The sequence below is a fragment of the Flavobacterium calami genome (genome assembly GCF_038290035.1).
GTDB classification, from domain to species: Bacteria; Bacteroidota; Bacteroidia; order Flavobacteriales; family Flavobacteriaceae; genus Flavobacterium; species Flavobacterium calami.
Window position 1 is genome coordinate 162,425 of sequence record NZ_JBBYHS010000001.1, and the last position, 14,308, is coordinate 176,732.

The following is a 14,308-nucleotide window of genomic DNA, read 5'->3' on the forward strand; positions in this document are numbered from 1 at the left end:
TTTAATGCTTTTTTTGATAAACCCTGATATAATCTATTATGTATTGTGACGGTAAATTATCGCTTGTAAATTCACCTCCGTTCATTCCTCCTACTGCCAGATTTACCAGTAGATAATGTGGCTGCTGAAAAGGTTTTATTTTCTGATTTTTGTAGTTCATCGTTTCATAGACGCTAATCTCGTTTAGCAACTGATCATCAACAAATAATCTGATCCATTTGGCGTCCCAATCCATTCTCCAGATGTGAAACTGATCTTCCCAATCTTTATTAAAATCAGTTAGCATTTTTGTCGAACTGTCCCAGACTGTTTTGGATTCATCAGATTTCCAGCATGCATTGGCTAATATTTTTCCGGTGTAATATTCCATAATGTCAATTTCACCGTTTGCAGGCCAGTTCCCGTGTATGCCTAAAGTCCAAAATGCCGGCCACATTCCTTTTCCTGTTGGAATTTTAGCCCGCATTTCGAATCGGCCATATTGCCAGGAATGCTTTCCACTGGTAATTAAACAGGAAGATGTTACTTTTATGGAATCTCTGTTTTTTGTCCAGTCGGAATGGGTTTTTGAAACAAAATCCGGGTTTGATCTGTTTTCTTTTCGGGCTTCAATAATCAGGAAACCGTTTTTACAGAAAGCATTTTCTTTTTGGTACCATTGCGCTTCCTGATTTCTTACAAAGCCGGTTTCGTAATTCCAGTTCTTTTCATCCGGAATTCCATTAGTAGTAAATTCATCACTCCAGACTAACTCATATTTTTCTTTCTGATGTTGCTTTTCTTTAAATGAAACAAAACTACACAGCATCGCTGTACTCCCTAAAACAAAAAAAATATTCACATTAAATTTCATTTCATTACTTATTTACAATTCGGTTATATTATTCTTTTTAAGAAAATGGGGGATTGCTCAAAATCCCCCATCGCCCAAAAAAATATAACCAAACTAACTTTATTTTTATCCGCTTAATTCTTATTTCTTTACAACCCGAATTGTTTTATCAGGATAAGAATTAAACTTTATGAAGTATATCCCTGTGCTGTTTTTATCCAGATTTAGGTGAATTTTACCATTTTCAACAGCATAATTAGATTGAGAAATCAATTTACCATCTGCCGTATAAATTGCAACCATTTGAGACGTGACACCAATTGGAAAGTCAATATCAAACTGACCTGAGGTGGGATTTGGATAAGCTTTTATGTTTTGTGAAAATGCAGTCTGAGGTTTATTGGTTGACAAAGTCGTATCGATGCTTCCGTAAAACTCAAGTTCAGCTATATTTCCGTAACCCGTTGGCGTGTACCAATAGATATATCTGTATTTTGGAGTTGCCAGACCACTGTCTGTTGCAAAAAGATCATTGGCAGGAGTTTGTGTAATCACGTGCAAAACCTCAAACGTATTAAGATAATCCTCACTGTTCGAACCGCGAATTTCACTTCCCGGAATGCGATTGCCGAATCCGTTTCGGGGAACGTATCTGATATCCGTCAGACTGGCTTTGCCGTTTGTTCCGAAATCATATCCCAAATATCCTGTTGCCGTTGGTCCATCCACGAAAGTGGTGATATCTTCATCAAAAGCTTTTTCGATTGTAAAACCACTATTGTTATAAGAGCCCTGATGTCCAATTATACTGCCGGTAATCTTTTGCCCCGGCGCAGGTATAGCTGTAAGAAGATTTGATTCAGGTCCTTCACCCAGAGTGTTAAAGGCTGCGATTTTATAATAGTAAGGAGTTCCGTTTGAAACTGATACATCAATATATGAATTTGTTGTAGTGGTTGCTATAGTTGTAAAAGGTCCTGATGATGAAGTGGATCTTTTTACATAAAAACTAACGTCGTACATAAAATCCCATTCGAGATTTACTTTTGCATCACCATACGCCAAACTCGCATTAGTAACCGCTGGCGGAATTGCAAACGCCATTGTTTTAACCTGCAAAGGCGTAGAATACGGACTTTCACCACCTGTATTTACTGCTGCCAGCTTATAGAAATAATCTTTATTCTCCTGTAAATTAATATCATCAAAGGTCGTTTCTTTTAGATAGACAGCCACATCTTCGTAAGTTCCATTCAAGGTTTCCGATCTTTTGATTGTATAGGATTCTGCTCCTGCAACAGCCGGCCATTTTAAATTGATTATAGATTTGGATAGTGCCTTTCCAACGATATCTGAAGGTGTAGCGGCAATTGGAGACTGTTCAAAAACCAGTACAGCCGAGTACGTTGATTCTGTATTGTCTTTACCTACCACTTTGATTCGGTATTCTGCTCGTGAATGCACTAAATCAGTTTTCTTAATAACGTTATAATCTGTTGTTTCATAAAAAACAGAAAAGTCATTTTCGCCTGTTAATTTTCTTTCCAGAATATATTTATTTACTAAATCAGAATTATTGCCCGTCCAGTTAATAGTAATATTTTGATAGTCAGATGACAATTGGTAACTCAGTGTCTCCACTTTTGTTTTCCAGGTTGGAATGTATTCTCTATTCGAACTAAAGGCTTTCGCCGAAGCATTATTCGCATAATACTCTCCTGCAGGAGTTAAAACCACATAACTTGTAGCGTTACTGGAAATCGCGGGTGCGGTTTGAAGCCATACATAATTTTGCCAGTTTGGATTTCTCGTTTTAAAGGCATCGTCTATTGTAACATACATTGCCCTTGCGTCTTGAACCCAGTTGTATATTGAATAACGTTCTACATAATCGGTAGTTTCCAGAAGAGTTAATATTGCTGCGAGATCATTTTTATGTTTAATGGCGTTTGCATCCGTCAATAAAGTTGGACCGTCAGGAAAATTATTGCCTGTCCAGTTTGCTCCTATATTCCATTCTGTAATCCAAAGCGGTCTTTTATATCGGTCATAGATATTCTGCAAATCACTTTTCCACTGAGCAGCAGTTTTGTACCAGTAACAATGAATTGCTACATAATCGATTCGGTAATTATTGGCCTCAGCCTGTGCCATAAAAGTCCCCATCCACGGATTAAAAGGATCTGATGTTGCAGGAGAACCTAATCTTAAACCTGATTTCATCAATGCCGGCCAGGAAGCTATGGCAGCCTCAACCGTCATATTCGCCTGATCGGGACGATCCGGTTCATTAAATCCTAAAAGATGTGTATACCCTTCTTTTGTGTAGGCAGGAGTAAATGACGGCCAGAAATTGGTCTGTCTTATCGGTACATATTCAATATTGGGTGTAGAACTCATTCCGGTATTCCAGTTGTAATACCAGGTAATATTGGTGGCATCCATTGCCTCTGTGCTTCCACCCGCAAGCCCTTTTTTATTTACTTCGTGCCATTTCATTGTTCTGATAAACGAAATGGTTCCGTTTAAATTTACAGGCAAAACTGCAATTTCCAAATCCTGATTTTCGGCTATAAAAACCCTGCTGTAACCGCTTCCGTCTGCATTTGAAGCGAAGGTTGCCATGTAGCCTTTTTTCAATTTGAATGATTTTATTGCGTTATCAAATGAACTCAAATTATCATGAGGCGTTACAGCTGCATATTGCTGAGAGGTGCCTCCAAAATTTTCTGCGGTAAAAACCTCCAAAGGCATTTCGTTTACCGAATAAGGAGCTACCACGGCTCCACTGCCATAATTAGTCACTAGCACATTTGTGCCATTGCCGGCAGCAACGCTATTTAACGTAATGTACTGTAAATATGAGCTAATAACCTCACTCGGTTTCTTGTTTTCAAAATACAATCGGGCGTTTGCCGAATTTAGATTCACAGTTGTATTAATCAACGGATTATGAGCATTTTTTAAATATAAAGAAGCAGATCCGTTTAAAACTACGCTTGATTTTGCATAAGCACCAACATTCACACTGCTTGTAATTTCGGAAGTTATAGCAGAAGGGCTTATGATTTTTTCCGGAGCATAAGCTGTATTTTCAAAAGTTACCGAACTCACTTCCATATCAACAGCACCAACTGCATAATTTTTACCAATAATGATATTTGCCAGCTGTTGCGTCTGAACTTTTAAATCTCCGATTCCAAAAAGGGCTTTATCACCTGTGATATTGACATAATACGTTCCGGCATTCTGAGACTGAAAAGATAAATCGCCTCTCCTTAGTTTATTAATAGCCCCTGTTGCAAAACTTTTTGACGAAATAACCGTTCCGCCACCATTCGCTGATGTAGAAACAGATACACTCATTTGAGAACCGGGAGCTAAATTTGAAATGTACTCATACAGCCATGAAAATTGATAATCTCTGGAAGCTTCCAATTGTACAGGAAACGAATAAACGGAGTTTTCAGCCGTTCCGTCCCATCTGATATAAAGCAATCTTCCTGCATAATTTGTATCAACCGATTCGAAAGTGTGTCCTGATGTTACATCCATATACCGTGCTCCGCTGGTGGCATTTGCTGTATTGAAAATGGCTGAAGATAATGAGTTGGTCCAGTTGTAAGCTGCGGGAGAACCTGAATTATCATTAGCAAAACCATCCCAGGTATTGATTAAATTTGAAGATTTTAATTTTAAATCCCCAATTGCCATAAGTCCTGATCCTGCTGTAATAGTAACATAAAATGTTCCGTCAGCAGTTGCTATAAAAGAGAAATCGCCTCTTCTTAATTTGTTGGCATTACCTGTTACAAAACTTTTAGAGGCAATAGCTCCGGTTCCGTTTGCTGCGGCTGATATGGCTACATTAATTGGAGTTCCGGGAGCAGAATTCGATACATATTCATAAATCCATGAAAATTCATATTTCAGGTCTTTTTCCAGTTTTACAGGATAACTGTAGGTCGAAGTAGAATAAGCACTGTTGTCCCAGCGTATGTACATTATTCTTCCGTTATAAGCTGTATTGTCTGATTCGAATGTATGTCCGGAAGTTACATCCAGATATCGGACTCCGCTTGTAGAATTAGCAGTATTCCAGGGAAGACTTGCCGAGGTATTCGCCCAGCCATAATCATTTGGTTTACCCGAATTATTGCCTGTCACTCCTGCCCATCTCCCTAACAGGTTATCTGAACCGTATGCTGTTTGTGTAACTGAATTATCAATAACAAAATCAAGGGCTTTTGAAGTTAAAAAATGACCGTCCTGATACATATTTACAAGACCGTTTTTTACAGCATACCTATACGTTTGCTCCTGAGCATTATCAGCAGAAGTAGATAAATTTTCTACAGCTGATAAAACTGTAGAATGATTAAAAGTATTTTTATCCAAAGAAGTCCTGAATCCTAGTCCTGCTGTGTTTTTAACCTCTACATCAAGTCCTCTGCCCTGAGCCGAATTTACTTTGGCTTTTATTTCCAATGTAAATTCTGTCTGGTTGGACAACGGAAAAGATAGTATATCCGGAGCAGTACTGTTACTAAATGTCTTTGAACCGTTTAATGTCGTAGCCAAATTTACTTTGACCGGCAGATTGGGCACCTGTGCCTGTATCCGAAACAAAAACACAGATAGTCCGAATACTAAAAAAGTGTATAATTTTTTCATATTAAGTCTTATTTAAAAATTGGTTTAAAATTTTTATTTTATGCTTTATCAGTTACCTTCCATAGGTTTGGTATTAGAACTGATAAATTTCATTTTTAAAGTTTAATCTGAATTATAAAAGAAGAAATCAACAAATAAATTTTAATTACATAATCATTTAAAAAATAATTATTTAAATTATTTAATTTAAACTTACACTTTAAGTTATTGGATTATTGAAAACCTTTTCAGAATCTGCAACAGTAGTTCAACAGTTCAAAATCGTAAAGTGATTTTGAACTGCGAATACTACTTTTATATAGGAATGAATTGAAATTTAGAACTTACAGAATAATTGAATTTGCAAGTGTGAATTCATATCAAATCTGGCTTTCATCGGCAACAGCATCCTGCCATTTATCCCAAACCTTAATGTTAGGATCGTAACCGTCGTACCCGTAGTTCTGGCTTAATTTACCTTTAATATTTGCCGTTATAGCGCTGTTTGGAATTGGCCAGTAGTTATTGCGTTTGTCCATCGTATAAAACTTAGTGCCATTTGGTACCACAATTCCATTTGGATGTTTGTTATAAAGCGTATAATGCACAATACGCTGATACCAGTAACTCCCTCCGGCGTTATCTGTTCCTGATTGTTTATCCCAATTCGCTATATTGTAGGTCTGTCCCCATTCATCAGGTTTTCCACTCAGGGCGAGACAGTGTGAAATACGTTTTAACTCCACATTTCGCCATTCTTCCAGATAAAGTTCTCTTCCTCTTTCTGCACAAATATCACCAATTGTAACCTGTGTGTACATCTGAGAAGCTCCGGCTCTGGCTCTGATAGCATTCACATCCTGAGTTGCTCCCCCTATATTGCCCTGATAAAAACGTGCTTCGGCTCTTAATAAATAGGTTTCTGCTAAACGATACAGGTACCAATGTGCCTTACTTCCGGTACTCGCTCCCTGAAAATCAGTTGCATTTGGATTAGTTTCATTTACAACATCATGCAGATAGATTTTATATAATGGGAAATCAAACCATTCACGAAGAGTATCTTTTGATAACAGAACACCATTATGTTTCATTCTAAAATTTTGCTGATAATATGCAGAAGTCTTATCACTGTATTTAAGATCTTCCATATTGACCCAGTTACCAACAGTATTATTGTGCCTAAGATCCTGTTTGTCCTCAATACCGTTTACCACCCACATAGGATGCTGTGAATAATAGGAAGCACTAATAGTTGCAATACCGCGTCCTAAAGCTCTTGCATAATCATATTTTACCTGATAATTGGCATTGTTTGAGGCAAAACGGGCTGCTGCCTGTTTACCGTCTGGTGTAGTTAGTGTACCTGAATTCCAGTTAGGTCCAAAGATTCTCATAGAAGCAAAAGACAAAAATGATTGTACTCCTCCGTTTGGCATCACCAAAATGGCCTCTCTATTGGCAGCAATAACCTTATTTTCAGGTCTGTGTAAATCCCAAACGACATTTCTGGTAATGGTCCATGTTTGTGGATTTCCGCCCGGATCAAAAGTTCCAAAATTACTTTGCATCAGAGAATAACCTGACTGATTAATCAGGATATTGGCCTGTGCTTCTGCTTCTGCAAATTTTCCGGAAGCCAGATAACACTTAATCAGCAATTGACGGCATGCTCCTTTATTCACTACACCCAGATAAGGCAGTTTTGACTGTTCCGGAACCCATTCTACAGCCTTTTCCATATCGGCTGTAATCATTTCGATGATTGCTTCTTTTTTGGTTGAATAATAACTTTGCTTTGGAACTTCCAGAATTTTAGTAATTAAAGGTATATCACCAAATTGATATACAAGATTTAAATAGCGGTATGCTCTGTGAAAATAAGCCTGACCGATATACTTATTCTTAACTTCCTGTGTTAAACTGGTCACCTTATCAATGTAGGTCAATATAGTATTGGCATGTTTAATACCGGTATAAGCTTCGTCCCAGTAAAACCCAAGATAAAAATCATCATTTGTTGCCGTTTTAAAACTTCCGGTAGGCACTATAGTATTCGCAAAATCAGAAATAGTACTGGTATTATCCGTTTTTCCATATTTTGCCATATCAGAGAAAACATATTCTGTACCAATAGGCACACTATTACCGGCATTATTATAATGAATATAATTATTACGCAATTGTTTATCAGCGCTTGCTAAAACTGCCTGTAAGCCTGATTCTGTTGAAAATGTAGTTTCAGGTTCGTAAAATGATAGCGGATCAGGGTCCAGAAAATCCTTTGAACAAGAAACCAAAAGAGCAGTCATTGCTACTAAAGGTGCTAATGTTGAGATTTTATTTTTTATATATTTTTTCATTGTTGAATAATTATTAAAGTGAAACGTTAAAACCTAAATTAAACATTCGTGTAGCCAGTCCGCCTGTTTCCGGGTCTCCATAGTACTTCCATTCGCCAGAAGCAGACCATGTTGCAGCATTCTGAACTGAAGCATAGATTTTGAAATTTCTAACATGCAGTCTGTCTAAAAGATCTTTAGGAAGTGTATAAGCCAAAGAAATATTATCTAAACGAATAAAACTGCGATCGTATAATTTTGCTGTGCCGGCACCTGCAGGCCCTCTGGCATCAAGGCGTGCCCAGTCATTGGTTGGATTATCAATGGTCCAATAAGGGTTTACAAACGGATTGTAGTTGTTGGTATATAAACTACCGTCATTATACGTATTCATATAACGTCCGTCAAGTGATTTGTGTCCCATGTAAGAATACATATTGATTGCCAGATTCCAGTTTTTATAAAATTTAAATTCATTACGAAGCGACCAGTTAATTGGAGGGGCTGTCTGTCCTAAAAATTGTTTGTCTTTTTCATTATAAACAGGTTTTCCATTCACATCATCAGCTGTGTAGCTATTTTCAACTTTTGGATCTCCAGGACGTTGTCCGTATTTTGCAGCTTCCTCCCACTCCTCTTTTTGCCAGATTCCAATTACTTTGTAATCCCAGATTTGAGAGATTGGTCTTCCTATAAACCATCCATTGGTTTTATCATCAGACTCTTTTTTTCCAATAACATTACCATTGGCATCCTTGATATCTTCCATATTACCGTATAATGCATTAATGATGTTCTTGTTGTATGAAAAGGCAACCATTGTAGTCCATTCAAAATTTGGATTTTTTATATTTATGGTATTAAGAGCTATCTCAATACCTCTGTTTTCAACTTCTCCAAGATTGGTCGCAATTGATCCAAATCCTGTAAAACCTGGTAAACGCTGAATCATTATCATGTCATGAGTAACTGATCTGTAAACATCAATTGTACTTGTAATTCGATCATTTAAAAAACCAAGGTCAAGACCAATATTGGTTGCTTCTGTTTTTTCCCACTGCAAATTCGGATTTGCCATACGATCGATTCCTAAATACTTCACATCAACAATATTTCCTGAAGCATCGATATAGCCCATTGTTGCACCGGTACCAGAACTCAAGTTTGCTAAAGCTATGTAGGGATCAGAAAGCGTTCTGTTTCCGTTTTTACCCCAGGACAAACGTAATTTACCTGTACTCATAGGACTCCAATTAAACCAGCTTTCTTTATTAAAAGTCCATGCTGCTGCAACAGAAGGGTAAACTCCATACGGATCTGTAGATCCAAATGCTGAATATCCATCGCGACGAATCGTTCCTGTTATCATGTAACGATCATCAAACGAATAGAAAAGTCTCGCCATTAATGCGTCGGCCGTTTGATGCGTATCGTTGGAGGTAAACGTACTGTTTGCAAGTGTTGCATTAGCTATGTTATGAAATCCCAATGCATCTGATGGCAGAATATTATTGGCATCAACACGATCTGACCAGGTTTTCAGTTCTTCTGCTTCCTGAACAAAAGTGGCTATGATATGGTGTTTTTCAGCAAATGTATAATCCCATGTTAAGGTGTTATTCAGGTTCCATGTAAAATTTTTACCGTTTTCCCTGTCTACTCCTATGGTAGCAGGATTCCAGCCTTTATGACCTGATGACTGAAAATAACGATTGTAAAAAAATTGATAGCGTGGTGCCACATTAAAAGAATATGTAATTCCAAAAGGTAAATTCACTTTTGTATTAAAAATAGTATTCAGTACAGTATAACCTCTTTCAAGTTCAATGAATTGGCGGTCGTAGTAGTAATTGTATCCTCCAATAGTTGGACCCATCGGTTGTCTCTCATATGCACCGTTTGCATCTGTAAAGTTGGAAAACGGGCTGTTTCTCAACATATTTGCATCCCAGTAATTTGTACCTGTGCCTACAGCTATATCTCCGTCTGTACGGTCCTGAAAATTAACGTTTGCGCCAAATTCAAGCCAGCTTGTAATTTTTGCATCGACTTTCATATTCGCACGAACTGCCTCATAATCATTACCCTGAATCGCTCCTTCTGACGTTAAATAACCCAAGGACATATAATAATTTACTTTGTCGCTTGCTCCGGAAACGCTTAAATTATTGTCGTGATTGATTCCTGTTCTAAAAGTACTATCATACCAGTTGTGTGTTTTTCCTTCTGTAAAATTTTTCAAAAGCATAGGGTCAGTAATACCCAAACGCAGTCCCCAAACTTCATTCAGACTTTTTCCTTGTGTTTGCCCAACAGGCTGATAAGCTAACCATTGTGCCTCAGTGATACCATATTGGTCTAATTGACTTGGATTTGTATAGTATCCCGGTTTACCGGCAGCTGTTCCTGTTATCCATGCCTCGTAATTTCCTGTTGCGGTATTTTGTCCATATGTTTTGGCAGTCTCCCAATCCTGACGGTATTTTACATACCCCTCTGGAGAATATACATCACGATAGGCACTTTCATTGATAATTGTTGTATTGGTAGTAATATTTATAACAGGCTTACCTGTTTTTCCTCTTTTTGTGGAAATAACAATAACTCCTGCAGAGGCTTTAGAACCAAATATAGCTGTTGCTGATGCATCTTTTAAAACATCAATCTGACCAACATCATCAGGATTGATTTCTGAAAGCTCTCCATAAAACTGCATTCCATCTAAAATAATAAGGGGCGAATTACGATTTGCACCATCAGGATTGTAAACAGAAGTCTGTCCACGAATCTGTAACGACCCTCCTCCTTTTGCATCAGCTGAATAACCAACTTTCAAACCTGGAACGCCTCGTAATAAATCCTGAACAGTCTGCGGATTTTGATTTGCCAAAGCTTCCGGCTTAACCTGAACAATTGCTCCGGTTAAATCCTTTTTCTTCATTTTACCATATCCCACGACTACAACTTCCTCTAAAGCAGCTGCATTCTCTTTTAATTGTACAACAATATTCGATTTGTTTTTTACAACTATTTCCTGGGTTATAAAACCAACAAATGAAACAACTAATACTGAATTTTCATCTCCTGCTAAACTAAATTTTCCGTCGAAATCTGTTGTAGTTCCAATTTTTGTTCCTTTTATCGAAACAGTGGCTCCCGGTAATGGAATACCATTTTGATCTTTAACCTGCCCGCTTATACTATTTTGCTGCTGAATTTTTTCAAGCTTTTTTGTACTCCCTGAAGCCGCAGTGTATGCATGCATTTGAGATAAGGAAACCAATACACAAAATATTGTAAGTTTCTTTTTCAAATCAAATCCTGATGCGCAATCCGGAGCTTTGATTTTCTTAATAAAATTTGTCATTTTTGGTAGTAATTTTGGTTAATTGATTAGTTAAGTTTGTAATCACAGGACAATGCAATTGGTAATTCTAAATTGTCTCTCTAAATCCAGAAATTTTTACACAGCCTCATGATTTACAACACAAATCTAATGCAACACGTATAAGTAAAAGGGGGTAATTACAGCATTATAAAAGGGGCAAATCAGCATTTTACCATTAAATACAAGTTTTTTTAGTACCATGATAAAAAAATAGGTTTAAAAATATTTTATTCATAATTATTTAAAATTTAAAACAAGACTTTTCATCGGATTAAGAATGTTTTTTCTTTAAAGAGTAAAAAAAAAAATACAGCTTAAAATAAATAAGGCTGCCAAAATTGACAGCCTTATATGTATTGAACAATGATTATGGTCATTTTACATAACGATACATTTCTGATGCTGCCAGTAAAAAAGCTCCCACTCCAAAATCTGCTGTAGAATTTTTATCAACCACCTGTCCCGGAATTGCTTTTTCGCCAATTGGCTGTACATATCCAACCGTCCCATCTTCCTGAAGAGCGAATTTTGTTAAATAATTCCATGATTTTTGTACAACTGGCAGATAAGTTTTTTTGTCTAAAATTCCATTATTGATTCCCCACAAAAAGCCGTAAGTAAAAAAGGCCGTACCACTGGTCTCCGGTCCCGGGGCATGTTCAGGATCGAGAATGCTTCTTGTCCAGTAACCTTCGTTTTGCTGAGCTGCTGCTAAAGCCTGAGCCATATCTTTAAAACGATTGATGTATTCGTTCCTATGTTTAGCCGATTTTGGTAAATCCTGAATAATTTTGGCATAACCGGCAAAAATCCAGCCGTCTCCCCTTGCCCAAAAGTCTTTTTTTCCGTTGGCACTTTTGTGTTTTGGATAGACATATTTGGCATCACGGAAATATAGCTTAGCTTCATTATCATACATAATTCCATCTGCATATTGCAGATAAGAATGCAGTTTTTCCAGATACATCTCGTTTCCGGTAACGTTGTACAGCTTTGTCATCACCGGCATTACCATATACAATCCGTCAACCCACCACCAGTAATCATTTGTTGAAGTACTCATTTCGTATTCGATCACTTCGCGGGCACGTGCAATTTTGCGTGGATCATTTTTTCCTGTAAAATTGTATAAATCGATATACGTCTGAAAACAAATCTGCCAGTCTCCAAACAAAACATGTTTGTCGGTTTCTCCATAATTGTATTTCCACTCTGACTTGTCATTTGATTTGGCACCCATCCATTGGTTTTTCTCGGCCCAGGCCATAGAATAATCCAGGTATTTTTTGTTTTGGGTTACTTTGTAAGCTTCCATGTTTCCGGTATGATAGGCCGAAACATGCCAAAAAGAATTGCCCGGTTCAGGGTGTGTTTCCTGCCAGTGATTGTTGACTTTATCAATAATCGAAATCACTTCTTTTTTTGATTGTTTTATTGAAGATGTTTTTTGGGCTGTGCTTTTGCAACTAAAGGCTGTTAAAGAAACAGTGCTTATCAGTACAAAAAGTGATTTTTTAAAATTCATTTGGTTATGAGATTAGATTAGTGTTTTGACTTATTTGGTTTAACTAATTTAAAACTAAATATTTTTAGAAACTAGTGTCATCCTGAGCGGAGTCGAAGGCTTTTAACCGTAAAAGCTTTGAGGGGCTTCGACTAAGTTTATCCTGAGCGAAGTCGAATGGACTCAGCCTGACATCCGTTTATAATTAACCTTATTTTGCTATTTATATCATTTTTCAGCATGGTCAATCGGAATCTGCTGACCAGACCATATTTTCTTTTGTGTCCACGGCTCATAAGCATCACTCCAAAACGGATCTGTTTCCAATAAGCCCAAAACTAAAAAGGCTTCGGAACACAAATATAAACTTCCTGTTGAGATATATCCTTCGCCAATATTATTCTGATGCCCGTATAAACCTACCTGAAGCCAGCCGTTTTTATCGAAAGTACCTTTTGTATTTATCTGGTTATGAATCATAGCATACAGCGCCGACCGAACCTGAGCCGGAGAAACTTCTTTTGGCAGTTCTTTCCAGAGTGCAATTTGGGACAGCAACTGAAATGCACCAAATCGATACGCCAATGATCTTCCAATTGGAGGATAAGTTCCATCCGGCGAAATTAATCTTTCCTGAATGGCCGCATAACGTTTGGCTCTTTTTAACTCAGTATCATAATCGGCTTTGTAGTCGTTATTTTTCTCTTTCAATACAGTTAAAATATCCAGTTGCATAGGGTGAATGACGAAACTGTTATAATAATCCCAGTGAAAATCGGGACCATCACCGTATGTCCCGTCGCCTAAATACCATTTTTTGTGTTCTGATAAAGCATAATTCAATCGATTAGTATCCGGATCTTTATCGAATTTAATTATCGCTGCCTCAACCATTCCGGCAAAAAGAAGCCAGTTGCTATGATAAGGTTCAATGGTTCTGGTTGATTTTAAAGCTTTAATTACATTTTCTTTTGTAACGGCATCCAGCGGTTCCCAAAGCTGTTTCGGTGCACGAAGCAAGGCCTGAGCAAAAAATGCGGCATCAACCAAAGGCTGTCTGTCTTTTACAAAATTCATAAAATCTAAACTGTTCGGATCAGTTGCATTATGAATGGATTTTCGTGCTAAGTCAATATATTTCGCTCTCAGTTTTCCTTCCGGAGTTTCGTCAGGACCTAACTCCAGCCACGGAGCCATACCTGAAAGTGTTCGCCCAAAAGCCTCCAGATAGGTTACATGAGTCCTTTCGTCCCAGGCACCGGGAGATTTTTCTACAGGCATCAATGTTTTTAACTGATTTTTGCTCAATGCATCTAATACCGGATCGCCTATTTTGATTAAAGAAGCTACGAAAAATTCACGCACTTTTTTAGGGGAATCTTTTTCCAGTTTTTTTGATTGGGATTGCAAACCCGTGAAAGCTGTAAAATAAGCAAACCCTAATAAAATTGTATTTTTTAAATGATTATTCATATATCTTTATATTTATTAAAATATCTTTTGTCTCTTCTGAAAACATTGTCATCCTGAGCGGAGTCGAAGGCTTTTAAACATAAGAGTTTTGAAAAGGGCTTCGACTTTAGTTTATC

The 14,308-nt window shown here is 37.4% G+C and carries 6 protein-coding genes; all 6 read right to left on the minus strand.

The features are described 5' to 3' along the window. Position 1 precedes the first annotated feature (1 nt). A complete protein-coding gene (locus AAEO57_RS00630) occupies positions 2–853 on the minus strand; it encodes a glycoside hydrolase family 16 protein (protein ID WP_341688435.1) in 852 nt (283 codons plus the stop codon). A gap of 120 nt (positions 854–973) precedes the next feature. Beyond that, entirely contained in the window at positions 974–5,506 is a 4,533-nt protein-coding gene (locus AAEO57_RS00635) for a glycosyl hydrolase (protein ID WP_341688436.1), read from the minus strand. Positions 5,507–5,865: 359 nt separating this feature from the next. After that, positions 5,866–7,848 carry a RagB/SusD family nutrient uptake outer membrane protein gene (locus AAEO57_RS00640; RefSeq protein ID WP_341688438.1) on the minus strand — a complete coding sequence of 661 codons (1,983 nt, stop codon included), beginning with the start codon at positions 7,846–7,848 and terminating at the stop codon, positions 5,866–5,868. A 13-nt stretch (positions 7,849–7,861) separates the two neighbouring features. After that, the gene (locus AAEO57_RS00645) at positions 7,862–11,194 is read right to left on the minus strand and encodes a SusC/RagA family TonB-linked outer membrane protein (protein ID WP_341688440.1); all 3,333 of its coding nucleotides are present in this window, start codon (positions 11,192–11,194) and stop codon (positions 7,862–7,864) included. A 394-nt stretch (positions 11,195–11,588) separates the two neighbouring features. Continuing rightward, positions 11,589–12,740, minus strand: coding sequence for a glycoside hydrolase family 88/105 protein (locus tag AAEO57_RS00650; protein WP_341688442.1), 1,152 nt, complete (start codon positions 12,738–12,740; stop codon positions 11,589–11,591). 207 nt (positions 12,741–12,947) lie between these two features. Further along, a complete protein-coding gene (locus tag AAEO57_RS00655) occupies positions 12,948–14,192 on the minus strand; it encodes a DUF2264 domain-containing protein (protein WP_341688444.1) in 1,245 nt (414 codons plus the stop codon). Positions 14,193–14,308 lie beyond the last annotated feature (116 nt).